Source organism: Lentzea sp., assembly GCF_036380075.1.
In the GTDB taxonomy this organism is placed as follows: domain Bacteria; phylum Actinomycetota; class Actinomycetes; order Mycobacteriales; family Pseudonocardiaceae; genus Lentzea.
Genome location: NZ_DASVFL010000318.1, coordinates 1 through 23,463, shown reverse-complemented (window position 1 = coordinate 23,463; position 23,463 = coordinate 1). Strand labels below are relative to the sequence as shown.

Genomic DNA, 23,463 nt, shown 5'->3' with positions numbered 1-23,463 from the left:
TGATCTTGAACACCCTTCGTCCGTCTCCGGACACCACCCAGACTTAGGACTTACTCGTCTAGTATCTCGGGCGATGACCAGCCCAGACCTGCGCCACCACGGTGACGTCGACGCCGCACCGGGCCTCGCCGACTTCGCCGTCAACGTGCGGGTGCCGCGCCCGCCCGGTTGGTTGCGCGACCGGCTGGCCGCGGCGCTCGACGGACTGGGGAGCTACCCCTCGAAGCGGGCGGAGGAACGCGCGCGTGAGGCGGTCGCACGCCGTCACGGGCGCTCGCCCGACGAGGTCCTGCTGCTCAACGGTGCCGCTGAGGGCTTCGCGCTGCTGCCGAAGCTCTCGCCGCGCCGTGCCGCGATCGTGCACCCCGGCTTCACCGAGCCCGAGGTGGCGTTCCGCGACGCCGGGATCCCGGTCGAGCACGTGCTGCTCTCGGGTGACTTCACGCTGCCGGACGTCGTCTCCGGCGCCGACCTGACCGTCGTCGGCAACCCGACCAACCCGACGTCGGTGCTGCACTCCGCCGCGCGGCTGAAGACCCTTCCCGGCCGGGTGGTCGTCGACGAGGCGTTCATGGACGCCGTGCCCGGCGAGCCGGAGTCGCTGGCCGGCGACCCGGACGTGCTGGTGCTGCGCAGCCTCACCAAGACCTGGGGCCTCGCCGGCCTGCGCGCCGGCTACTTCCTCGGCGACCCCGGGACGCTGGCGCGGCTCGCGCACGGCCGTCCGCACTGGCCCGTCGGCAGCCTGGTGCTGGAGGCGATCACCGCGTGCTGCGAGCCGGAGGCGCTGGCGGCTTCGGAGCGGTTCGCGCTGGAGGCCGCCGCCCACGCCGCGTACGCCGTGGACCGGCTGGGCGACCTGGTGGTCGTGCCGCCGCGGGCGCCGTTCCTGCTGCTGAGGGTGCCGCGGGGAACGCGGGAGGCGTTGCGGGACAAGGGGATCGCGGTCCGGCGCTGCGACACGTTCCCGGGACTCGACGACACGTACGTGCGCGTGGCGATCCGGCCGCCGGAGGAGTTCGCGGTGTTCGCCGACGCGCTGCGGGTAGTGATGGAGGAACTGGCTTGAAGCTCGCCGACGTGATCGCGGTCCTGGAGGCCGCGTACCCGCCGAAGATCGCCGAGAAGTGGGACGCGGTGGGCCTGGTCTGCGGCGACCCGGACGAGGAAGTCACCCGCGTGCTGGTCTGCGTCGACCCGACCACGTCCACAGTGGACGAAACCGTCGAGTCCGGCGCCCAGCTGCTGCTGACCCACCACCCGCTGCTCCTGCGCGGCGTCAACGGCGTTCCCGCCGACGACCCCAAGGGCGCGTTGGTGCACAAGCTGATCCGCAACGGCGCCGCGCTGTACTGCGCCCACACCAACGCCGACTCGGCACTGCCCGGCGTCTCCGACGCACTCGCCCAAGCGCTCGGCCTGACCGTCCTGGGCCCGTTGGACCCCGCGGACGCCGACGGCGACATCGGTCTGGGCCGCATCGGCGAGCTGCCCGAGGCCGAACCGCTGAGGGTCTTCGCCCAGCGCGTCGCCGACGCCCTGCCCGCCACCGTCCAGGGAGTGAGGGCGGCCGGTGACCCGGAACGCCTGGTCAAGCGTGTTGCCGTCTGCGGAGGAGCAGGCGACAGCTTCCTGGCCACCGCCACCCGGGCCGGCGTCGACGCCTACGTCACCGCCGACCTCCGCCACCACCCGGCGTCCGAGCACGTCGAGTCCGGCGGCCCGGCGTTGGTCGACGTGTCGCACTGGGCCAGCGAGTGGCCGTGGTGCGAGCAGGCGGCGGAAATCCTGCGGCAGGCGTTCGGCGGTAGGGTCGACGTACTCGTCTCCACTCGCCGGACCGACCCGTGGACCGTAGGCGCGACGAGCTCAGCAGCAGGAGGACATGCGTGAAAGCCGACCCCGCAGTGCAGCGCAGGCTGCTCGACCTGGCCGAGGTCGACGCCGAACTGGCGCGTGTCACCCACCGCCGCCGCACGCTGCCCGAGATCGCGGAGATCGCCAACGCCGAGCAGCTGGTGCGCGCGAAGCAGGACGCCCTGGTGGCCGTCGAGACCACCCTCGGCGACCTCGACCGCGACGTGAAGCGCCAGGAAACCGAGATCGACCAGGTCAGGGCCCGCGGCGAACGCGACCGCAAGCTCCTGCAGTCCGGCTCCGTCGGCGCCAAGCAGCTCACCGACCTGGAACACGAGCTGGCCACCCTCCAGCGCCGCCAGGGAGTCCTCGAGGACGACCTGCTGGAACTGATGGAGCGCCGCGAGGCCGTCGACGCCGACACCTCCTTCGCCCGCGTGGAGCTGGACAAGGCCCGCCAGGCCCTGGAGGACGCCTCCAGCCGCCGTGACGCCGCCCTGGCCGACCTCGAAGCGGTGGAGACCCGCCGCACCTCGGACCGTTCGGTGATGGCCAAGGGCTTCCCGGACGACCTGCTGAAGCTCTACGACCGCCAGCGCGAGCAGCGCGGCATCGGCGCCGCCGTCTTCCAGTCCCGCCGATGCGGGGCCTGCCGGATCGAGCTGGACCGCAGTGCGCTGGGCAAGGTGAAGGACGCGGCGGCCGACGAGGTCGTGCGGTGCGAGGAGTGCGGCGCGATCCTGGTCCGCATAGCGGAGCCGAAGGCCTGAGAGCCGGTCTCTTTCAAACGAGGCCCGACTGATCCGAACGCCTCCTGGACAAACGTTGAAAGGCGCGCCCGGCACCAGCCGGACGCGCCTTCGGGGGAGAACCGCGTTACGCGATCACGTTGAACATGTTCCAGCCGCTGGTGAGCTCCTCGCCCTGGCTGAAGGGCCGGCCGTTGTCGCGCAGGATGTTGTTGGAGTACATCCAGAGCGAGCCGTCGGGCTTGCGGGCGACGAGGTCGGAGAACGCGTCACCGGTCACGTTCGCGCCGACGATCGTGTCGAACATGTTCCAGCCGGTCCCGATCTCCACGCCCTGCGCGTAGGGGCGGCCGCCGTCGCGCAGGATGTTGTTCGCGTACATCCACAGCGAACCGTCGGGCTTGCGTCCCAGCATCTCCGAGAAGCCGTCACCGGTCACGTCGGCCGCGAGCAGCTTGTCGAACATGTTCCAGCCGAGACCGAGGTCCTGGCCCTGGCTGTACGGCTTGCCGTTGTCGCGGAGGAAGTTGTTGGAGTACAGCCACAGCGAGCCGTCGGACTTGCGGGCGAGGACCTCGGCGAAGCCGTCACCGGTCACGTCGGCGGCGACGATGGTGTCGAACATGTTCCAGCCGAGGCCGATGCTGCGGCCGTTGCTGTAGGGCAGGCCGTCGCCCTTGGCATCGTTGGCGTACAGCCACAGCGAGCCGTCCTCGGGCTTGCGGGCCAGCACGTCCGTGTAGCCGTCGCCGGTCACGTCCGCCGTCACGACGACGTCGAAGCCGTTCCAGCCGTGGCCGATCTCCTGGCCGTCGTGGTACGGGCGGCCGTCGTCGCGGATGATGTTGTTGGCGTACATCCAGAGCGTGCCGTCCGGCTTGCGTCCCACCAGGTCCGTGAACGAGTCACCGGTGACGCTGTGGTCGACTACCGGCTTCGGCGGGGCCGGGGTGGTGCCGCCGCCGTCGCCGATGCCCACGGGCGAGATGTAGCCGTCGATGTCGCCGTTCGAGCGCTGGTAGCTGCCCCGCCGGACCCGGCTCGGGCTGCCCTGGTTGCCACCGATGGTGTTGACCCTGGTGCTGGAGGCGCTCGTCACGATGGCCACGTGGTCGATCGGGTGGTCGTCGCCCGAGCGGTGGTCCCAGTCGAACACGATCGCGTCGCCGGGTTGCGGCGTGTACCCGCTGGACCGCGAGTGGTAGGTGCCGTTGTCCTTGCCGTAGCTCTTGAACGACTGCGCCCAGCCGTCGAGGCCCCCGAGGTCCGTGACGCCGCCCTTCTTCCACACCCAGCGGGCGAACTCCGCGCACCACGCCATGCCGCAGCTGTTGTTGTAACCGGGCGAACAGGCGGAGCCGCCGAGCTCGGCGGTGGCGACGTCGACGATCTTGTCTCTCGACGGTGCGGCGTGTGCGGGTGGTGCCATCAGGAGCGCGCCGGCCATCACGGCCAGTGCCGCGGACAGCACACCGCGGGTGGTCTTGCGCAGGCCGGTGCGGGCGGGCGTGGACTCTGTGCCGGTGGGGCTGATTCCTGAGCGGAACACGGGGTTCTCCTCGGCTTCGGTGCTGGGTCCGGCCGGTGTCGGCCGGTGATGGACCCAACATTCGCCGGGAGGAGTTTCAAGACCGTCCACGAAACCTATAACCGCAGACCAACAGGTGTGCACTGCCGCCGTGCCGCCAGGTGCGCGCCACGGCCGCGTCCGGACGGGCGTACGGGGCGTTAAAGAAAAATTCCAGTGCGGGCGTGCACCGTCGTGCGAGCGCGTGTCCCGGAGGAGAGGTGTTGGAGATGGTGTGGCTGTCGGATCCCGCTGTGGCGGCGATCCCGGTGCGCGAGCGCGGCGAGCCCCTGGTCGACCTGCGCACCGTCGCCGCTCTCCGGCTCGACGGCCGGCTCGCCGACGAGGAGGGCCTGTACGCGCGGTTGCGCATCGGCGTGGTGGACCGGCTGGTGACCGCGCAGACGTTGCTGCCGGTGGAGCTGAGGTTGCTGATCGTCGAGGGGTACCGGCCGACGAGCCTGTGCGGCACCCCTCCCGAGGTGGCACCGCACGTCGCCGGGGCCGCGGTGGACCTGAGCCTGTGCACGGTGGACGAGATCGAGCTCGACCTGGGCACCGCGGTGCACGACACCGCGTCGGAGCGCTCTCACACCGACGACCCGATGGTGGACGCGGCAGTGCGCCACCACCGTGCTGTTCTCGCGCAGGCGTTGCGGGGGGCCGGATTGGTCAACTACCCGAGCGCGTGGTGGCACTGGTCCTACGGCGACCGGTACTGGGCCCACCTGACCGGATCGCCGCAGGCCGTCTACGGGCCCATTCTTCCCTGATATATCCCCATTTCCGGGACTCCGACCCCCAGCCGGTGTGATCTACTGCCACCGGTGGCACTGGGGAGGTCACGCTGTGCTTGAGTTCCGCTTGCTCGGTCCGGTCGAAGCCCTGGTGGGCGGGAGATCCGTACCGCTCGGTGGCCTGAAGCCACAGGTGCTGCTGGCCGCGCTGGTGCTGGAACGCGGCCGGGTCGTGCCGGCGAACCGCGTCGTCGAGCTGCTGTGGGGTGAGGAACCGCCCGCCAGCGCCCGGTCGCTCGTCCAGACCTACGTCTCCAAGCTGCGCAGGGCTTTCGCCGTCCTCGGTGTCCTCGACGTGATCGTGTCCAGGTCGCAGGGCTACCTGGTCCGCCTCGACGACGCCCGCGTGGACGCCGACGAGCTCGCCGTCCTGCTGGGCAAAGCCCGGCAGCACAGCCAGGTCCACGGTCACGAACGGGCGGCGCAGCTGCTCGGGGAGGCGGTCGCGCTGTCGCGCGGTCCCGCGTTGTCGGGACTGCGGGACACGCTGCTGGGCGGCGAGGCGCGGCGGCTCGACGAACTGGTGGTGTCCGTCCAGGAGGAACGCTTCGCGGCCGAGCTGGGCCTCGGCCGGTTCGGCCACCTCGCCGAGCTGACCGCCGCGGTGGCCAGGCAGCCGGTGAACGAACGGCTGCGCGGGCAGCTCATGGTGACGCTGTACCGGCTGGGGCGGCAGGCCGACGCGCTCGCCTGCTACCGCGAGGGCCGGGACGCGCTCGTCGACGAGTTCGGCGTGGAACCGGGGACCGAGCTCGGCACGATCCACTCCGCCATCCTGCGCGGCACCCTGGAGCTGGTCCCGGCGGACGCGGTACCGGTCGTGCGCACGGTGCTCGCGGCGGTGCCCGCCCAGTTGCCCGCGACGCTCGCCGACTTCACCGGCAGGACGCGGGAGCTCGAGGAGCTGTCCGCCGCGCTGTGCCGGGAGGAACCCGCCGTGCAGATCGTGGCGGGGCCGGGAGGGTGCGGGAAGTCCGCGCTGACGGTCCGCGCCGCGCACGAGGCGGCCGGGTCGTTCCCCGGCGGCCAGCTCTACGCCGAGCTCCGCGGCACGAGCGAGCTGCCCGCGACCGCCGGCGAGGTGCTGGGCCGGTTCCTGACCTCGCTCGGGATGGAGTCCGGCCAGCTGCCCGAGTCGGCGCAGGAACGCCAGGAGCTCTACCGGACGTTGCTCGCCGGCCGCCGGGTGCTCGTCGTGCTCGACGACGCCGCGTCCGAGGAGCAGGTGCGGCCTTTGCTGCCGGGCGTCGCCGGCTGCGCCGTCCTCATCTCGTCGCGCGACCGCCTCGCGGGACTGGCCGGGGCGCTGTTCACCGAGCTGGATCTCGTGACGCCGGGCGAGGCGTACGACATGCTCGTGCGGATCGCCGGCGTTGCGCGGCTGGCGGAGGACGTGGCCTCGGCGCACCGGATCGTCGACGCGTGCGGACGCCTGCCGCTCGCGCTGCGGATCGCCGGTGCCCGGCTGGCGTCGCGGCGGCAGCTGCCGTTGCGCGTCCTCGCCGAACGCCTGACCGACGAACGCCGCCGCCTCAACGAGCTCTCCGCGGGCGACCTGGCCGTGCGCAGCAGCATCGCGTTGAGCTGCCGGTCGCTCGACGAGCGGGCGCGCACGGCGCTGGGCCGGATGGGACACCTCGGCCTGCCCGGCTTCTCCACCTGGGTCGTCAGCTGGCTGCTCGAGACCTCCGAGGCGGAGGCCGAGAAGGTGCTGGAGGTGCTCGTCGACGCGCAGTTGGCAACGTTGTCGGGCGCCGACGCGGCGGGCGTCCTGCGCTACGGCCTGCACGACCTGGTCCGCCTCTACGCCCGCGAACAGGCCGAGGCCGACGAGCCGGCGGAGCTGACCGCGTCCGTCGCCCGCGTCCTGGACGGCTGGATCGCGCTGCTGAGCCGCACCGCCGTGAACAGCCCACCCGCCGAGTCCACCTGGCTCCCCGCCGCGGGCCACCTGGAACCCGACGGCGTCACCGCCATGGCCGAACGCCTGTCCGCCGACCTCGACGCCTGGTTGCGGGGCGAGGAACCGGCACTCGCCGTCGCGGTCGAACGCGCCGCCGCCACCGGCCTGCACCGGCACGTGTGCGACTTCGTCGCGGCCCACACCGCAATCGAGCAGGTCACCAACTCCCACGACCTCCGCGACCGGATCATCGGCGTCGCGATGACGTCGGCCCAGCACGTCGGCGACCCAGGCCTGGCAGCGGACGTGCTGGCGAAGCTCGCACGCCTGAGGTTCTTCCAGGACCGCTTCGCCGAGGCCCGCCAGCTCTTCGGCGAGGCGCTGGGCCGCTACCGCGCCCTGCACGACGTGCGCGGCCAGGCCGCCTCCCTCACCGGAATGGGCCTCGCGTGCCGCGAACCCGGACACCTGGCGGAGGCGGTGCACTTCCTGAGCCAGGCCGCCACCCTGTCCCAGGCCCTCGACGACCAGGTCGGCATCGGGCACGTGCTGCGGATCAGGGGTTCGGTCCACCTGGAACAGGGCGAGTACGACACGGCGTGGACGGACCTGGACCAGTCGCTGGCGGCGTACCGGCAGGCCGGCAGCAGGCGAGGCGTCGCATTGTCATTGCGCACCATGGGCCTCTATCACCGGGCGCGCGGCAGCTACGACGAGTCCCTGACCGCCTGCGCCGAAGCGGCCACGATCTTCGCCGAACTCGGCGACGACCTCATGCACTCCTACGCCGTGCGAGCACACGCCAAAGCCCAGATGAGGACGGGCCAGAGCGCGGAGGCGTTGCCCCGGCTCGAAGCGGTGCTCGCCACCGTCCGCGCGAAGGACGACCGCTGGGGCCAGGCCATCACCCTGCGCGTCCTCGGCCAGCTGCACCTGGCGGAGGGACGGCTGGACCTGGCGCAGGACTGCCTCGACGCGGCGATGTCGATCTGGGACGCCATGGAGACACCGCTGTGGCGTGCGCGCACCGAGTTCGACCTCGCGCTGCTGCACCGGCGCCGGGGCGACGAGGAGGCGGCGGCTGCGGCGTTCACGCACGCCCGGTCGGTGTTCCACGCGCAAGGGGCACGGGAGTACGCGGAGCACGTCGAGCTGCCGGCGTGACCGCTCGGGGTCCGTTCACAACGCGAAGGGCCGGATGCTCGACGTGAGCATCCGGCCCTTCGCGTAGAGATGAAACCAGTGTCCGAGGGGGGACTTGAACCCCCACCCCCTTTCGGGGACTAGCACCTCAAGCTAGCGCGTCTGCCATTCCGCCACCCAGACTGATGTGAACAGGATACAGGCCCCCGGGAGGGGTCTGAACGCGGGGTTACGATCGGCCCCGTGAAGGTCATCGTCGAGGCCGACGGCGGGTCGCGGGGCAACCCCGGACCTGCCGGATATGGCGCGGTTGTGCGGGACAAGCTCAGTGGCGAGACGTTGGCCGAGCGCAAGGGTGCCATTGGCGTGGCCACCAACAACGTCGCCGAGTACCAGGGGCTCATCGCCGGTCTGGAGGCCGCGCGGGAGCTCGGCGCCGAGGTCGTCGAGGTGCGGATGGACTCCAAGCTCGTCGTCGAGCAGATGAGCGGGCGCTGGAAGATCAAGCACCCGTCCATGCAGCCGCTCGCCAAGGAAGCCCGGGAGCTCGCGCGGGCGTTCGGCTCCGTCAAGTACGAGTGGATCCCGCGGGAGCGCAACAAGCAGGCCGACCGGCTCGCCAACGAGGCCATGGACGGCGCCGAGGGCAAATCCAGCGGTAAAGCCGAGAGCGAGCAGGCCGAAGGCGTCAAGCAGCCGCACTGGAGTGGGGCGGTGGGGGAGCCGACGCGGCTCATCCTGCTGCGGCACGGGCAGACCAAGCTGTCCGTCGAACGCAGGTACTCCGGCCGCGGGGACCACGAGCTGACGGAGCTCGGTCTGCGGCAGGCCGAGAAAGCCGCCGAGCGTCTGTCCACAGTGGACGGCATCGCGGCGGTCGTCTCGTCGCCGCTCGCCAGGGCCGCGCAGACCGCCCGGAAGCTGGCGGACAGGATCGGTCAGGAGGTCGTCACGCACCAGGGGCTCATCGAGACCGACTTCGGCACCTGGGAGGGGCTGACGTTCGCCGAGGCCGCCGCGCAGGACCCCGAGGTCCACCGGCGGTGGCTGGGCGACACGAGCGTGCGGCCGCCGGACGGCGAGAGCTTCGACGAGGTCCACGCGCGGGTCAGGAAGGCGCGGGCGGAGCTCATCGCCAAGTACGGCGGCAGCACCATCGTCGTCGTCAGCCACGTCACGCCGATCAAGACGTTGCTGCGGCAGGCGTTGGACGTGGGGCCGCAGTTCCTGTTCCGGATGCACCTCGACCTCACGGGCGTGTCGATCGCCGAGTTCTACCCCGACGGGCACGCGTCCGTGAAGCTCGTCAACGACACCTCACACCTCAGCTGACCTTCCGCAGGCGCGGGGTGAGGGCCAGCACCAGGCGGTCCGCAGCGGCGTCGAGTGCCGCCCCCGCTTCGGCGGAACCCACGTTCTGGTCCAGCACGAACTCGCCGCGCACCACCTGGTCCGCGCCCTTCGCCGCCAGCAGCGGGTGCAGGGCGTAGTCCATCGCCACCAGGAAGCCCTGGCTGCCGCCCGTCGCCAGCGGCAGCACGGCGCGGCCGCGCAGGGCCTTCTTCGGCAGCAGGTCCAGCAACGCCTTCACCAGGCCGCTGTAGGCCGCTCGGTAGACGGGGGAGGCGACCACGACGCCGTCGGCGGACAGCACGGCCGACACCGCGGCGCCGATCTCGGGATCGCGGAGGTCCTCGGTGAGCAGGGACAACGTCGGCAGGGCGCGCACGTCCAGCAACGTCACGTGGTGGCCGGAGGCGCGCAGCACGTCGGCCACGTGCGCCACCACGACACCGGTCGGTGCGGAGTGCGACGGCGCGCCGGAGATGATCAGCAGATCGGACATGGTGGATCACTCCGTTGCCGATGACGTCGGGTGAGGTCACCGATACAACCAATGTCCGCACCGGTGGACAACCGCGTCCAGACGCTGGGATATCCTCGGGACGCGGATGAGTCGGCAGGGCGGCCGCGGCGGGTGACCGTCGAGGAAAGTCCGGACTCCACAGGGCAGGGTGGTTGTTAACGGCAACCAGGGGCGACCCTCGGGACAGTGCCACAGAGAACAGACCGCCCCGGCGCGAGCCGGGGTAAGGGTGAAACGGTGGTGTAAGAGACCACCAGCGCCCCAGGTGACTGGGGCGGCTAGGTAAACCCCACCCGGAGCAAGGCCAAGAGGGCCCGCGAGGGCCTGCGCGAGCGTTCGAGGGCTGCCCGCCCGATGCTCGCGGGTAGGCCGCTAGAGCCTGCCGGCGACGGCAGGCCCAGATGGATGGCCGCCGACTGGGACTCGTTCCCACGAACAGGATCCGGCTTACATGCCGGCTCATCCGCCTGTATGCATGGAGACATGCTGTCCCATCTGGAATGCGCCCGTTGCGGCCGCGAACACGACGCCAACGCCGTCCAGAACCTCTGCCACGAGTGCGCGTCGCCGCTGCTGGCTCGATACGACCTCACGAACGTGCGCAGGCCCACGGACGAGAACAGCCTGTGGCGCTACCGCGACGTCCTGCCCGTGCGCGACCCCGATCCCGCGTTCAGCCTCGGTGAGGGCATGACCCCGCTGATCCCACTCCGAGCACTGAGCCGGGCGCTCGACGCCAAGATCCTGATGAAGGACGAGTCGCTCATCCCGACCGGCTCGTTCAAGGCCCGCGGCGCCGCGGTGGGGGTCGCGCGGGCCAAGGAGCTGGGCATAGAGGGCATCAAGATGCCGACCAACGGCAACGCGGGCGCGGCGTGGGCCCTCTACGCCGCCCGCGCGGGTCTGCGGAGCGTCATCGCCATGCCGGAGGACGCCCCGTTGATCACCCGCGAGGAGGTCGAGGCGAGCGGCGCTGAACTGCGGATCGTGCCGGGCACCATCGCCGACGCCGGCAAGGCCCTCGCGGACGTCGACCTCTTCGACGCCTCGACGCTGCGCGAGCCGTACCGCATCGAGGGCAAGAAGACGATGGGCTACGAGATCGTCGAACAGCTCGGCTGGCGCGTCCCCGACGTGATCGTCTACCCGACCGGCGGCGGGGTCGGGCTGATCGGGATCCACAAGGCGCTGCACGAGATGCGGGAGCTCGGCTGGATCGACGGGAAGCTGCCGCGGCTGGTCGCCGTCCAGTCCACCGGCTGCGCGCCGATCGTCCGGGCGTTCGAGGCGAACGCCCCGGAGTCGACCTTCTGGGACGACGCCTACACCAGCGCGTTCGGCATCAACGTGCCGAAACCGCTGGGGGACTTCATCATCCTGCGCGCCATCGAGGAAACCGATGGCACCGCGGTGGCCGTCACGGACGAGCAGATCGCCCGGGACCGCGAGGAGACCGCACGGCTCGAAGGCGTCTTCCTCTGCCCGGAGGGTGCCGCCACGATCAGCGCCGTGAGGCAGCTCCGGGAGACCGGCTGGCTCGGCCGGGACGACGAAGTGGTCGTGCTGAACACCGGTGCGGGCATCAAGTACCCAGGTGTCCGCCTCTAGGTCACCCCATCGCCCGGAGGCGTTACAGAAGTTCGGCTGTTCGAGTGGAGCGCGGAGGCCGGCTGTCCACTCCCGGTATCACCGCACCCCGCCTCAGATCCTCCTGTCAGACGGTCGGCCCCTGCAGCCGGCCGTCCCCAAGGGAGGGAAAGAGACATGCAGCAACGCAAGCTGATGGTGGTGCTGGCCCTGTCCAGCCTCGTCACCGCCGGCGCCGCCGGGGTCGCGACCGCGGCGGAGACGGAGCTCCCCGTCTACGGGGTGAAGAGCTCCGGTCTCGACCAGGAACAGGCGCAGAGGTTGCAAAGAGCGTTCGGCCTCAAGGACGTCCAGAGGTCCGAGGCCGGCGTCGTGTCCTTCGCGGACGAGCAGCGCTACCAGTACCTGCCGACCGTCGACAAGGGACAGGGCAGGCCGGACGAGGACGGCAACGCCACCACGCAGACCGCGCTCGACACGGAGGCGCTCAAGCGCATCAAGACCGTGACCACCGACGAGGCCGCCAAGCGCGCCCAGGAAGGCCTCCGGGCCGCCGGCGTCCTGCCCGACAACGCGACGCCCACCGCGCAGTACACGACGTTCGAGCTGTCCGACCCCAACGGCAGGACGGCGCTCACCGCCAACCTCGACACGAGCGTCTCGTACACGTTCCAGCTCGGCGGCATCCCGCTGGAGGGAGAGGGCGCGAACATCCGCGTCTCGTTCGACGCGCAGGGCGTCACGGCGGTCAGCCACGCCGCGAGCACCTACGACAAGATCGGCACGGTCAAGGTCAACGACCTCGCCTACGGCACCAAGCTGTGCCAGAAGTTCCTGGGCGCGGGCGTGAAGGCCGAGGCAAGCTACGTCTACGAGGCCGCACCGCTGGACGCCAAGGCCGACAAGGTGGAGCCGTCGTTCCGCTGCACCGGCCGTACCGACGACGGCGGCGCCCCGCAGGGCATCACGCTGCCCGCCGCGGTCGGCGCCGAGCTGCCGCAGCCGGGGCCGGGGCAGGAACCGCGTCCCGACGCGTCCGGCCAGTTCAAGGCCCAGTCCGCCGGCACGCAGGTCGGCAGCGAGGGCACCGGCAACTGCGCCGGCCTGCCCAACACCGTCACGAACGTCAACAGCTTCAACAACGAGGCGAGCGGCCACGGCATCGCGCGCCAGTTCAAGTGGCTCGACGGCAACGCGTGGGAGAGCGACTTCAAGGACCCCGCGTTCGCCGGCGGCAACGACACGAACTGGGCCGACAACGTCGACCTCACCTACTGGCAGGGCCACGGCTCCGGCACCGGGTTCTTCTTCACCGGCTGCTCGAACCACAACGACACCAAGCTCTCCAACACCGAGGCGCGCTGGGGTCAGAACGACGTCGAGTGGATGAGCCTCTTCACGTGCCTGATCCTCGAGGACGTCACCGGCGGCCAGACGTGGGCGCAGCGCTGGAACCAGGCCTTCCGCGGCCTGCACCAGATCAACAGCTTCACCACGATCAGCTACAACTCCACCAACCACGGTGAGAAGTTCGGCCACTACATGTGGCGCTCGCCGTTCCTGTGGTGGAACAACCCGATGAAGGTCCGCGACGCGTGGGCGCAGGCCAGCATCGACACGCAGCCCGCCTCCGTGCGCTGGGCGACCGCGGGTGTCTACGTGCCGTCGACCGGGCAGTACGGCAGCTACAACGACTACTTCTGGGGCAAGGGCTCGGTCAGCCCCGACTACGCCAACACCGGCTGGCTCTGGAGGATCACCGGCCTGTCCTGACCCGCATCCGGACGAACGGCTGAGCCCCCGGCGAGCGCGACCGCCGGGGGCTCAGCGGTTCGCCGGGCGCCCCGACGGCATCCGCAGCACCGGCCGGAACGGCTCCCCGCCGTTGTACAGCTCCTCGAGCTCCGTCACGTAGGCCAGCACCGCCGGGTTCACGATGTCCGCGAGCGACCGGACGCCCGCCTGCGGTTCGTAGGACGCGAGGTACGTGGCCGCCGCACGCGCGCGCTCCAACACCGACCGGTCGAAGTTGATGGTCCGCTGGACCCGACGCCGGGATTGGGTGCTCTGCCCGGTAGGCTCAGCGATGCCTGGAGCCCCCGAGGAGGCTGTGATTCCGTCCACACTTCCGTCCGGCACGAGGTCAGGTTCGAGCATGTGCGAATCTCCTCGGAGTCGTGGCTCCGGGCCGCACACCCGCCGGGGTCGCGAACCGGCCGATCTGCACGCTCACCCGGGGTGGACACGTGCGCGGGTTTAGAATGCACGCACTGTGGGTGACCAGGGCGTTCGCAGTCGGGTGAACCTTGTCGGCGAGGGAGAGAATCTCGAACCGGGTGTTCCCCGCCGACCTCTCCTCGGTGATGATGTGTCGGCCAGATTAGACGTAATTCTCCTCGGGGGGAACGGCCAGATGATCGACAGCCCGCAGCAAGAGCCCCACACGTCGTGACGAACTCGTGTTCTACTCGTAGCGCAAGCCCGAGCGCACTCTGGAGTACCAAATGACCGCCATGGACCTGGTGACACTCGCTCAGCAGCAGCCGCAGGTACCGGGCACAAGCAATGTCCGCGACTGGATCCTGGGCAACATCGTCCCGCTGCTCCTCCTGACCGTCGCGTTGCTGCTCCTCTGGCTGGGCGGTGGCAAGGGCGACAACGCGGGCGTCATGCGCCGCCTCGGTGGCGTGATCGTCGCACTGGCCATCATCGGCCTCGCCGTCACGACAGACGCGGGGTCGAACATCGGCAAGTGGCTCGCCGGCTTGTTCGTCGGAGGCTGACACGTGCGGGTCCGCACCGACGACGAGGTCTACCGGGTCGACGCCGTCTGGCTCGGTCCGCCCAAAGCGACTTTCCCCTGGCGCGCGCGATACGTCGCGTGGGGCGTCGGGATCGTCGTCTTCCTCGTCGTGCTCACGATCGAACGGCAGATGGGCGTCGGGTTCGGGTTCTTCTCGACCGCGTGGGCCCTCGTCGCGACGATCATCCTCACCCGTTTCATCACGCAGCGGATCAGCCACGAACGGCCCCTCACGGCGGTCATGTCGATGTGGGTCCGCGAACTCACCGCACCTCGAGAGCGCACGGCAAGCACCGGCGGAGCGGCCAGCGCCGCCCGGATCCGGGTCAGTCCGCAGCGGCCTCGTCCCAAGTTGAGCAGGAAACAACGGGCGAGACAGCAGGCGCAGCCCCGCCGGACGTCAGCCAGCCGTAAGAAGGAGGTTCGCGGTGTTCGGACGCCGGCGAGACCGTGATCGTCGCTCCGCTCAGCACATCGCCCAGCACGCCGCGGCCGACCCGCGCGAGCGGGAGCGGGCGGCGTACTCGCAACGCGGCCGCCGCCTGCCCGGCGAGCAGGCCGTGCCGAGCTACACGCCGTCGATCGCGGCCCGCAGCATCGACGGGCACCTGCTGCGCACCGGCCAGGAGGTCTACGCCTGGTACCGGCTCGCGCCGCAGCGCTGGTCGTTCCGCAGCGACTCGCAACGCCAGGACCTGATCGCCGCCATCGCGGGCCAGTACGCCGAGCTCCAGGGCCGCTGGATGCACCTGCGGGTCACGACGCGGCCGTACCCGATCCGCATGTGGGCCGAGGCGCACGTGCACAACGCCGTCAAGCGCCTGCCGGACACCCCCGGCACGCTGTCGTTCGACGACTACATGGTCGGCGAGCAGCAGCAGCTGATGGGCCGCTCGATGGCGGAGAAAGAGGTCTACCTGGGCGTCCAGGTGCAGACCCGCAACATGATGGACCGCGCCGTCGAACGCGCGGCCCCCGTGCTGCGCAAGGTCTTCCCCGACGCCGTCGACGCCGAGCTGGTGGCGCTGGACTCCGAGGTCGAGCACCTCGACCAGGTCATCGGGTCCGCGGGTCTCGAAGGCCGTCCCGCGACGGCCGAGGAGATGTCCTGGCTGATGCACCGGTCGTGCTCGCTGGGCCTGCCCGCGCCGCGCAACATGCCCGCCGTGCCCGGCGCCGCGTGGGAGCCGGAGGACCTCGCGAGCTTCACCGACGCGGCGGACTTCCACCAGGAGCCCTACTCGCCGACGGTGACCGTGCGCGGCCGCACCGGCTCGAACGCGGGCATCCGGCGGCACGTCGCCGTGCTCACGGTCGGGCTGATGCACGGCCTGCAGATCCCCGAGGTCGACGACCCGTGGGTGCAGCGCGCGGACCGGCTGCCGGCGTCCATCGAGTGGTCCGCCCGCATCTACGTGCGCAAGCCCGAGGAGGTCTCGGGCGAGCTGTCGCGGCAGATGAGCAAGGTCCGCTCGCAGGTCCGCCACTACACCGACGAGCACGAGCTCGAGCCGCCGCAGTCGCTGGCCCGCCAGGCCGGTCGCGTGCTGGAGATCGACGACGAGATGACGTCGGGCTTCACCGCGCTCGGCACCCGGGTGCGCTCGTGGTGGCGGCTCGCGGTCAGCGGCCCGACCGAGCGCGAGGCCCTGCGCCTGGCCCAGTCGCTGCTGGAGCTGTACAAGCCGAAGGTCGCCATCGAGCACCCCGAGGCCCAGTACGCGATCGCCCGCGAGTTCATCCCCGGCGAACCGCTGTCGAGCGGCGCGTACCTGCGCCGCGGCAGCGTGCTGTGGGCCGCCTCGGCGGTTCCCACGGCGACGGCCGAGGTCGGTGACCGCCGCGGCATCCTGCTCGGCGAGACCGTCACGGCCACCCGCCGCCCGGTCGCGTGGGACCCGTGGATGGCGCAGGAGCTCCGCGACGCCTCGGGCCTGACGGCGATGGTCGCGGGTCTGGGCGCCGGCAAGTCGTTCCTCGGCGGCGGCATGGTCTACAAGACCCTGCGGGCCGGGGCGCACTGGACGCTGCTCGACCCGTCCGGTCCGCTATCGGCGCTGTGCGAGCTGCCGGAGCTGCGGCCGTACGCCCGTCCGATCAACCTGCTCAACGCCCAGCCCGGCATCCTCAACCCGTACCGGGTGGTCGCCGAGCCGATGATCGAGCACTTCCTCGACGAGGACGACCCCGAACGGGCCTGGCGCCGCGAGAAGGCGCTGGCCGCGGCCACCCGCCGCCGCCTGGTGCTGGACGTGCTCACGGGTCTGCTGCCGTTCGAGGTCGCCCGCCTGCCCCAGACGCGCATCGTGCTGCTGCGCGCCGTCCGCACGGTCGGCGGCCGCTTCGACGCCCACCCCGGTCTCGTCTTCGAGGCGCTGCGCCGGGACGCGTCCGAGCACCACGAGCACGCCGTCGTCGTCGCGGACTTCCTCGACGAGATGCGCGAGCGCATGTCGTTGCTGATCCCCGAGGAGAACCACGACCCGTACAACGAGGTGCGCGACGACCGCCTCACCGTCCTGACGATGGCGGGCCTGAACCTGCCGAAGGACGGCGTCGGCCGCGAGCACTGGACGGACGCGGAGTCGCTCGGCGTCGAGATGCTCAACCTCGCCGCCTGGCTGACCCAGCGCTCGATCTACGAGAAGCCGAAGGACCAGCGCAAGGGCGTCTGGATCGACGAGGCGTTCTTCCTCTCCGAGGTCCCGACCGGCCGCGTGCTGATGAACCGCTTCGCGCGCGACTCGCGCAAGTGGAACGTCCGCGTGCTGCTGTCGTCGCAGATCCCGGCGGACTTCCTGAAGATCCAGGGCTTCGTCGCGCTGCTCGACTCGGTCTTCGTCGGCCGCCTCGACGACGACCAAGCGCAGGCGGACGCGCTGCGGCTGCTCAAGGTGCCGATCGGCGCCGGGTACGAGCAGGTCGTCGCCTCCCTCGGCCGCCGTCCCGGTGGCGAGCGCACGGCGACCGAACGCGACCGCGCGCCGCGGCAGTTCATCTTCGGTGACGGCGCCGGTGGCGTGGAGCGGATCCGCATCGACTTCAGCGGCCCGCACCTCGAACACCTGCGCAACGCCCTCGACACGACGCCCGACGCCAAGCGCGACAGCGGCGGCGAGCTCGTGAAGCCCGAGGACGACGCGGCTCCCCAGCCGCCCGCCTACGTGCCCGACGAGATCGACGACGAACTGGCGGCGGACATGGAGCTCGGACTCGCGGAAGACGAGGCCCACCTCGTGGGCCACGGTGACGGAAACACCCGCCACCGGGGCGGCGGCGCATGACGGCGCTGACCATCGTGCTCGTGGTCGCCGCCTTGCTCTGGGCGAGGCGGCGGTTCGCGCTGCGCGTGTCGGTGCGCGCCAAGAGGGTCGGCGTCGTCGCCGCGCTCCTGGCGCTCCAGGTGTTCATGGGTGCCCCGATGGCGCACGCCCAATCCTGCGAGCCGCCGAACCCCGAGCGGCCGGGTGCCGGCATGGTCGGCGCCCTGGACCCGCCCGTCGGCAACGGCCTGCCCGGCTCGCCGTACCTCGACTACGGCTACGCGGGCATGGTCTGGCACACCTACAACTCCAAGTGCAACGTCCTGCCCGACGCCAACTCCACGCTCGACACGTGGGTGGGCAACGAGCTGTTCAGCGTCGGCAAGAACATCGTCGGTGCCACGAACGCGCTGCACTACACGGTGATGGGCCGCGGTCTGCTGGTGCCGCTGGACGACGCCGTGAACAACGGCGTGCAGAAGGTCTACGACAACGTCTACCTGCGCTGGTTCGGCCTGGTGGCGTTGCTGCTCGCGATCCTGATGTTCCGCCAGATCTGGACCGGCGACTTCGCCGCGATCTCCAAACGCGGGCTCTGGGCGCTGGCCGCGATGTGGCTCGCCACGTCGACGCTCGCGCTGCCGCAGTTCTACAACCTCCTCGACAACACGCTGGTCTCCAAGACCTCGGAGATCCAGGCCGGGTTCATCGAGGCACCGGAGGACCAGGGCACGCTGCACGTCCTGCCGACCAAGCTGCACGACGCCGTCGTCTACCAGAGCTGGTTGCGGGGCGCGTTCGGCACGCCGGAGGCACCGCAGGCCGCCGAGTTCGGCCCGCGCATCCTCAAGGCCCAGGCGTGGACCACGGCCGAGATCGCCGAGGGCAAGGACGGCGACCAGGCCGCCCTCGACGCCAAGAAGAACGAGTGGAAGGCCCTCGAGGGCCAGCTCGGCACGGCCAAGGGCTACTTCGACGGCACCGACGGCAGCCGCACCGGCGCGGGGTTCCTCGCGCTGCTGCAGTCCATCGCGTTCTCGCTGTTCCAGCTGTTCGCGAAGGCCGCGGTGCTGCTGGCCCAGCTGCTGCTGCGCATCCTCACGCTCGCCGGGCCGCTCATCGGTCTCGTCGCGCTGATCCACCACGACCTGCTGCGCAAGGTCGCCCGCGCGGCCGCCGTGACGGTGTTCAACGTGCTGGTCCTCGCGGTGCTCGCGGGCGTCCACGCGCTGCTGCTGCAGGCGATCTTCAACGCGACCGGGTTGTCGCTGCTGACGCGGACGCTGCTCGGCCTGATGCTGACACTGGTCTGCTTCGTGATCGGCAAACCGCTGCGCCGCATGTGGCAGATGGTCGAGATGTCGGTCGGTTCGGCGAGCAACGTGCTGCCGATGAGCGGCGGTGTCTGGTCGAAGATGATGGGCCGCAAGAAGCAGAACGGCCCGACGCCGCAGGACGAGTTCTGGGACTCCGTGCGGGAGAACGAGGCCGGCGATGAGGTGCCGCAGCGCGGCCGCGGCCGGGTGCGCCCGGAGGCGTCGAGCCCGGTCGTGGCGACGGCGCAGCGGCTCGACCGCACCTCGCAGAACGGTCAGATCGTCAGCGGGGGTGACTCCTCCGGCGTCCGGTCGGGCGCGCTGCCCGCGGGGTCGGGACCGGCGGCGCTGCCCCCGGCGCGGTCGCGGGTCGTGGACAGCCCGACGGTCACCGACCGGCAGTGGGACAGGGTCGACGACTCGGTGCTCGTGCCGTCGCGGTCGAACGTCACCAACAGCGCCTACGTCCCGGTGCAGGAACCGCGCCGGGCCGAGACGGAAGTGGTGGCGGGACGCCCGGTGCACGTGATCTACCGGCCGTCGCGCGGCTTCGAAGTACGAGACAACAGCTGAGAGGGGAGCGTAGATGCCGATCCGTACCAACCGCGGCCGTGCCGCGGTCTACCGCAGGCTGTGGGGCTGGCCGTTGCGCTCCCCGCGGCACCTGGGCGCCTCGATCATCATCTTCGTGGTGGTCGTCGTCGCGCTCGGCGTGATCGTCCCGAAGCTGCTCGACCGGGGGCCGGCCGGCCAGAACGCCGCCGCCCCGCCGACGACGTCGGCGCAAGGCACGCAGGTGGGGCAGCTGCCGTCCAGCGGCGCCTCGCTGCCGACCAAGCTGCCGCCGCCGTCGATCTCGGCGTCCGCGGCGCCACCGCAGGCCGACGCGCAGCTGATCGCCGAGCTGTGGGCCGAGAACTGGATCAAGCCGCCGCCCGACAACGACGTCAACAAGTGGCTCGCGCAGCTCCGCCCGTACACGACGGAGGAGTTCCTCGCGCAGATGGCGACCATCGACCCCAAGAACGTGCCCACCAGGATCACCCAGCGGGTCACCGCGAAGAAGTCCTTCGTGTCCTCCGCCGACTTCGAGGTGGGCACCGACTCCGGCAAGGTCGTCATCACGCTGGTCAAGACGCCTGCCAAGGAATGGCGTGTGAACAGCTACACGAAGGCGGACTGACCCATGCGCGTGATGTTGGTGGTGGGCGCCCTCGTCGCGATCGTCGTGATCGCGGTGGCGACGTCGGGCGTCACGCAGGTGGTCAGCAACTCGACGAACCCGGCCGTCAACGCCAACTTCGTCAAGATGAGCTGCAACGCGGCCATCGGGCCGTGGGAGGCCGGCGGCGGCGACAAGGGCAGCCACGACGCGTCGCGGCTCAACGACGAGCAGCGCAACATCGTCGCGCGCATCATCTCCATCGGCCAGGAGCGCAAGCTGCCGCCGCTCGCGTGGCAGGTCGCGATCCAGGCCGGCATGACCGAGTCCGGCCTGCGCCCGCTCAACTACGGCGACCGCGACTCCCTCGGCATCTTCCAGATGCGGCCGTCGATGGGCTGGGGAACGCCCGCCGAGGTGACCGACCCGACGTACGCGATCAACAAGTTCTACGACGTGCTGCTGAAGGTGCCGGACTGGGAGAACAAGCGCCCCGGTGACTCCGCCCAGGCGGTGGAGCGCTCGGCGTTCCCCGACCGGTACCACAACTGGGAGGCCATGGCGGCGTTCCTGCTGGGCGAGCTCGGGCAGATCGCCGACCCGGCGGGCTGCGGCGCGGGCGCGGGCCAGTTCCTGCTGGCGTCGAACGCGGCGGGCATCGCCATCGAGTTCACCAAGCAGCAGCTGGGCGAGCCGTACCTGTGGGGCGGCAACGGCCCGGACGCGTGGGACTGCTCCGGCATCCTCGTGAAGGCGTTCGGCGCGGCCGGCGTGAAGATCCCGCGCGTGGCGAACGACCAGTACGAGCAGGGCGGCGCCCACCTCCCGGTGCGCGACGCCCAGGCAGGCGACCTGATCTTCTGGGCGACCGACACGTCGAACCCGCGCACCGTGCACCACGTGGCCATGTACCTCGGCGGTGACGAGTACATCCACGCGCCGCAGACGGGTGACGTCGTGAAGATCAGCAAGATCAACTGGGACTATTACGAGTTGATGCCGCTGGCCGTCCGGCCGGGCGTGTAGATCGCGGGGAGGCGCTTCATGTTCAACCACGACCCCATCCCGAGGCCTTCCGGACCGCCCGCGTCGAGCACACCAGTGCGTGACTACGTGGCGTCCGGCCCGCCCGGTGTGTCGTCCGACTACGTGGTGATCCCGCGTGCGTTGGCCGAGTCGATGCCGCTGCCGTGGCAGCAGCACCTGACGCACCTGATGGCGGAGTTCCACCGCACCTACGGCCACCTGAAGTGGCCGATCTACCGGGTGGTGCCGTCGCGCTACGAGAAGCTCGGCGACCTCGACGAGGAACAGCTGGCCGAGGTCGGCGCGATCATGGAGATCGACTCCGACGGTTCCCTGGTCTACCGTGACCGCTCAGGCCGCAAGATCGAGAACGCCGAGGACCGCACGGTGCTGGTGTCGTGTTTGGATCCGATCCCGTCGGAGTACGCCAACGCCAACCAGTCAACGCCGCCGAGGGGATTCCCGGCGCCATTGGGAGGCGAACGCAGATGAGCGACTCGAGCGGGTGGTACTACTGCCTGACCCACCAGACGGTGGAGCAGGGCAAGGGCTGCAAGGGGCCGGACCGGATGGGCCCGTACCCGGACGAGGCCACCGCGGCCCGTGCCCTGGAGATCGCCCGTGAGCGGACCCGGTCCGCCGACGAGGCCGACCGCCAGTACCGCGGGGACGACGACTGACGGCCTAGGCCCTGTCCCGCAGATCCGTTCGATGAGAGTCACGGTCGAGCGTCCCGGAGGCGGTGCCGCCGCGGCGCCCTCATACCGGGCGTATTCGGGCGTTGCGGCGGTGCCGTCTCCGGGGCCCTCGGCCGCGACTGTCGCGGACGAGATCTGCGGGACAGGGCCTAGTGTGTGCGGGTGGCTTTCGTGATCCGCACTGGGCGTGCTGACCTGGACTTCGACGGCATCCGGACGGAGTTCGGGTTGGCGTCCGCCTTCCCCGCCGACGTCCTGGCGGAGGCCGAGGCGGCGGTCTCCCGTTCGCCGGGAGACCGCCCGGACCTCACCTCGTTGCCGTTGGTGACGATCGACCCGCCTGGTGCCAAAGACCTGGACCAGGCCCTGTGCGTTCTGCGGTCCGGTGACGGGTTCGTCGTCCACTACGCGATCGCGGACCTCGGGCTGTTCGTGACGCCCGGCGGCCCGCTGGACGCCGAGGTGCGGCGCCGCGGCCAGACCGTCTACCTGCCCGACGGCAACGTGCCGTTGCACCCGACCGTGTTGTCCGAGGGCGCGGCGTCGCTGCTGCCCGGGGTGGTGCGGCCGGCCGTGCTGTGGACCTTCGAGTGCGGTGCCGACGGCATTCCCGCCGAGGTCGAGATGCGGCGGGCGCTGGTGCGGTCCGTCGCCCAGTTCGACTACGAGTCCGTGCAGAAGTCGTTCGACGCCGGCGACCCGCACCCCTCCGTTGCCGCGCTGGCCGAGTTCGGACCGTTGCGGCGTGCCTACGCGCGCGAGCGTGGTGCCATCGAGCTCCAGCTGCCGGAGCAGGAGATCGAGCAGGACGGCGACGGGTGGAAGCTCGTCACGCGGCCGCGGGCCGACGTGGACTCGTGGAACGCCGAGATCTCGCTGATGACCGGGATGGCGGCTGCCTCGATCATGCTGGAAGCCCAGGTCGGGATCCTGCGGACGCTGCCTGATCCGGACGCCGAGGCGGTGGCCTCGTTGCGGAAGTCCGCGGCTGCTTTGGGTGTGTCGTGGCCTGCGGATCTGTCGCCCGGGGCGTTCTTGGCCGGGTTGGACGCTTCCACGCCTGAGGCGTTGGCGTTGTTCACCGATGCGACCCGGTTGTTGCGCGGGGCTGGGTACACGGCTTTCAACGGGTCTGTTCCTGACGTGGTCAGCCACGCCGGTGTCGCCGCGCCCTACACGCACGTGACCGCGCCGTTGCGGCGGTTGGTGGACCGGTTCGCTGCTGAGGTTTGTCTGGCTGTTACCGCTGGTCAGGAGTTGCCTGAGTGGTTGGTCGAGGCGTTGCCGCAGTTGCCTTCGTTGATGGGGGCTTCGGATTCTCTTGCTTCGAAGGTGGATCGGGCTGCCTTGGACCTGGTTGAGGCTTGGGTTCTGGCTGGTCGGGTGGGGGAGGAGTTCGAGGCTGTGGTTTTGCGGGCCTCCGAGGACGAGGCTGAGGTTTTTGTCGCTTCGCCTCCGGTGTTGGCGAAGTGTGCTGGGCGGGGGTTGCCTGAGGGGGAGCGGGTTCGGGTTCGGTTGGTTGAGGCTGACGCCGGGGAGCGGCGGGTTCGGTTTTCGGCGGTTTAGCGGGTGCCGTGCCTTGCCTTGCCTTGCCTTGCCGCGGCCGGGCGGGTGGTCGGCTTGCGGGCGGCGGGCTTGCGGTTGCGTGCTTCCACCTGGAGGCTCCGCCCCCATACCCCCGGCAATCTGATCGGGGGCACCGCGCCCCCAGCAGGCTGATGGCAC

General features: G+C 70.7%; 20 protein-coding genes, 1 tRNA gene and 1 other RNA gene. 18 read left to right on the top strand and 4 right to left on the bottom strand.

All coding sequences use genetic code 11. The annotated features are described in order from the left end of the window. Positions 1–73 precede the first annotated feature (73 nt). The 3 genes from cobC to VF330_RS33260 are packed head-to-tail and all read left to right on the top strand — an operon-like array spanning position 74 to position 2,627. On the top strand, positions 74–1,069 hold the full coding sequence (gene cobC, locus VF330_RS33270) for an Rv2231c family pyridoxal phosphate-dependent protein CobC (RefSeq protein WP_330855674.1): 996 nt from the start codon (positions 74–76) through the stop codon (positions 1,067–1,069). Next, on the top strand, positions 1,066–1,893 hold the full coding sequence (locus tag VF330_RS33265) for a Nif3-like dinuclear metal center hexameric protein (protein ID WP_330855673.1): 828 nt from the start codon (positions 1,066–1,068) through the stop codon (positions 1,891–1,893). Before cobC ends, VF330_RS33265 begins: the two co-directional genes overlap by 4 nt. Further along, complete coding sequence (locus tag VF330_RS33260; protein WP_330855672.1) at positions 1,890–2,627, top strand: zinc ribbon domain-containing protein; 738 nt, start codon at positions 1,890–1,892, stop codon at positions 2,625–2,627. The genes VF330_RS33265 and VF330_RS33260 overlap by 4 nt, the downstream gene beginning before the upstream one ends. A 106-nt stretch (positions 2,628–2,733) precedes the next feature. On the opposite strand, the gene VF330_RS33255 is transcribed toward VF330_RS33260, so the two are convergent. Beyond that, positions 2,734–4,155: an FG-GAP-like repeat-containing protein gene (locus VF330_RS33255; RefSeq protein ID WP_330855671.1), complete on the bottom strand. Its 1,422-nt coding sequence runs from the start codon at positions 4,153–4,155 to the stop codon at positions 2,734–2,736. Between the two features lie 248 nt (positions 4,156–4,403). Here VF330_RS33255 and VF330_RS33250 point away from each other — a divergent pair, with 248 nt between their 5' ends. After that, a complete protein-coding gene (locus tag VF330_RS33250; RefSeq protein WP_330855670.1) occupies positions 4,404–4,946 on the top strand; it encodes a M15 family metallopeptidase in 543 nt (180 codons plus the stop codon). A 76-nt stretch (positions 4,947–5,022) separates the two neighbouring features. Next, positions 5,023–8,037 carry an AfsR/SARP family transcriptional regulator gene (locus VF330_RS33245; protein WP_330855669.1) on the top strand — a complete coding sequence of 1,005 codons (3,015 nt, stop codon included), beginning with the start codon at positions 5,023–5,025 and terminating at the stop codon, positions 8,035–8,037. A gap of 79 nt (positions 8,038–8,116) precedes the next feature. Here VF330_RS33245 and VF330_RS33240 read toward each other — a convergent pair. After that, positions 8,117–8,199 (bottom strand) — tRNA-Leu (locus VF330_RS33240). 60 nt (positions 8,200–8,259) lie between these two features. Here VF330_RS33240 and VF330_RS33235 point away from each other — a divergent pair. Then, positions 8,260–9,348, top strand: a complete 1,089-nt coding sequence (locus VF330_RS33235) for a bifunctional RNase H/acid phosphatase (protein ID WP_414675516.1) — start codon at positions 8,260–8,262, stop codon at positions 9,346–9,348. On the opposite strand, the gene VF330_RS33230 is transcribed toward VF330_RS33235, so the two are convergent. Further along, positions 9,341–9,862: an NAD(P)H-dependent oxidoreductase gene (locus VF330_RS33230; RefSeq protein ID WP_330855668.1), complete on the bottom strand. Its 522-nt coding sequence runs from the start codon at positions 9,860–9,862 to the stop codon at positions 9,341–9,343. The two genes, VF330_RS33235 and VF330_RS33230, sit on opposite strands and share 8 nt — an antisense overlap. Before the next feature lie 107 nt (positions 9,863–9,969). Here VF330_RS33230 and rnpB point away from each other — a divergent pair. The 3 genes from rnpB (at position 9,970) to VF330_RS33215 (ending at position 13,243) form a co-directional block, all read left to right on the top strand. Beyond that, positions 9,970–10,349, top strand: an RNA gene (rnpB, locus tag VF330_RS33225) — RNase P RNA component class A. 17 nt (positions 10,350–10,366) lie between these two features. Then, on the top strand, positions 10,367–11,491 hold the full coding sequence (locus VF330_RS33220) for a threonine synthase (RefSeq protein ID WP_330855667.1): 1,125 nt from the start codon (positions 10,367–10,369) through the stop codon (positions 11,489–11,491). Between the two features lie 156 nt (positions 11,492–11,647). Next, positions 11,648–13,243, top strand: a complete 1,596-nt coding sequence (locus tag VF330_RS33215; protein ID WP_330855666.1) for a DUF6345 domain-containing protein — start codon at positions 11,648–11,650, stop codon at positions 13,241–13,243. 51 nt (positions 13,244–13,294) lie between these two features. Here the strand turns inward: VF330_RS33215 and VF330_RS33210 are convergent, their stop codons facing one another. After that, positions 13,295–13,486: a ParB family protein gene (locus tag VF330_RS33210; RefSeq protein ID WP_330855665.1), complete on the bottom strand. Its 192-nt coding sequence runs from the start codon at positions 13,484–13,486 to the stop codon at positions 13,295–13,297. A 488-nt stretch (positions 13,487–13,974) separates the two neighbouring features. Between VF330_RS33210 and VF330_RS33205 the strand changes: the two genes are divergently transcribed. From VF330_RS33205 to VF330_RS33165, 9 genes are all read left to right on the top strand, one after another. Next, on the top strand, positions 13,975–14,253 hold the full coding sequence (locus VF330_RS33205; protein WP_330855664.1) for a hypothetical protein: 279 nt from the start codon (positions 13,975–13,977) through the stop codon (positions 14,251–14,253). Positions 14,254–14,256: 3 nt separating this feature from the next. After that, positions 14,257–14,727 (top strand): hypothetical protein, encoded by a 471-nt coding sequence (locus VF330_RS33200; RefSeq protein ID WP_330855663.1) that lies wholly within the window; start codon positions 14,257–14,259, stop codon positions 14,725–14,727. Continuing rightward, positions 14,702–17,557, top strand: coding sequence for an ATP-binding protein (locus VF330_RS33195; RefSeq protein ID WP_414675515.1), 2,856 nt, complete (start codon positions 14,702–14,704; stop codon positions 17,555–17,557). Before VF330_RS33200 ends, VF330_RS33195 begins: the two co-directional genes overlap by 26 nt. Continuing rightward, positions 17,554–19,425, top strand: a complete 1,872-nt coding sequence (locus VF330_RS33190; RefSeq protein WP_330855662.1) for a hypothetical protein — start codon at positions 17,554–17,556, stop codon at positions 19,423–19,425. The genes VF330_RS33195 and VF330_RS33190 overlap by 4 nt, the downstream gene beginning before the upstream one ends. Positions 19,426–19,438: 13 nt before the next feature. Further along, on the top strand, positions 19,439–20,035 hold the full coding sequence (locus VF330_RS33185) for a hypothetical protein (RefSeq protein ID WP_330855661.1): 597 nt from the start codon (positions 19,439–19,441) through the stop codon (positions 20,033–20,035). A gap of 3 nt (positions 20,036–20,038) precedes the next feature. Continuing rightward, complete coding sequence (locus VF330_RS33180; protein ID WP_330855660.1) at positions 20,039–21,040, top strand: C40 family peptidase; 1,002 nt, start codon at positions 20,039–20,041, stop codon at positions 21,038–21,040. 75 nt (positions 21,041–21,115) lie between these two features. Then, positions 21,116–21,532, top strand: coding sequence for a hypothetical protein (locus VF330_RS33175; protein ID WP_330855659.1), 417 nt, complete (start codon positions 21,116–21,118; stop codon positions 21,530–21,532). Continuing rightward, the gene (locus tag VF330_RS33170) at positions 21,529–21,720 is read left to right on the top strand and encodes a hypothetical protein (protein ID WP_330855658.1); all 192 of its coding nucleotides are present in this window, start codon (positions 21,529–21,531) and stop codon (positions 21,718–21,720) included. Before VF330_RS33175 ends, VF330_RS33170 begins: the two co-directional genes overlap by 4 nt. A 189-nt stretch (positions 21,721–21,909) precedes the next feature. Beyond that, positions 21,910–23,304: an RNB domain-containing ribonuclease gene (locus tag VF330_RS33165; RefSeq protein WP_330855683.1), complete on the top strand. Its 1,395-nt coding sequence runs from the start codon at positions 21,910–21,912 to the stop codon at positions 23,302–23,304. Positions 23,305–23,463 lie beyond the last annotated feature (159 nt).

What these genes read in the sequence shown, in the direction of transcription:
- VF330_RS33170 (WP_330855658.1), top strand. Translation starts at nt 21,529, where the DNA reads ATGAGCGACTCGAGCGGGTGGTACTACTGCCTGACCCACCAGACGGTG.
- VF330_RS33220 (WP_330855667.1), top strand. Translation starts at nt 10,367, where the DNA reads ATGCTGTCCCATCTGGAATGCGCCCGTTGCGGCCGCGAACACGACGCC.
- cobC (WP_330855674.1), top strand. Translation starts at nt 74, where the DNA reads ATGACCAGCCCAGACCTGCGCCACCACGGTGACGTCGACGCCGCACCG.
- VF330_RS33250 (WP_330855670.1), top strand. Translation starts at nt 4,404, where the DNA reads ATGGTGTGGCTGTCGGATCCCGCTGTGGCGGCGATCCCGGTGCGCGAG.
- VF330_RS33230 (WP_330855668.1), bottom strand. Translation starts at nt 9,862, where the DNA reads ATGTCCGATCTGCTGATCATCTCCGGCGCGCCGTCGCACTCCGCACCG.
- VF330_RS33190 (WP_330855662.1), top strand. Translation starts at nt 17,554, where the DNA reads ATGACGGCGCTGACCATCGTGCTCGTGGTCGCCGCCTTGCTCTGGGCG.
- VF330_RS33185 (WP_330855661.1), top strand. Translation starts at nt 19,439, where the DNA reads ATGCCGATCCGTACCAACCGCGGCCGTGCCGCGGTCTACCGCAGGCTG.
- VF330_RS33205 (WP_330855664.1), top strand. Translation starts at nt 13,975, where the DNA reads ATGACCGCCATGGACCTGGTGACACTCGCTCAGCAGCAGCCGCAGGTA.
- VF330_RS33215 (WP_330855666.1), top strand. Translation starts at nt 11,648, where the DNA reads ATGCAGCAACGCAAGCTGATGGTGGTGCTGGCCCTGTCCAGCCTCGTC.
- VF330_RS33180 (WP_330855660.1), top strand. Translation starts at nt 20,039, where the DNA reads ATGCGCGTGATGTTGGTGGTGGGCGCCCTCGTCGCGATCGTCGTGATC.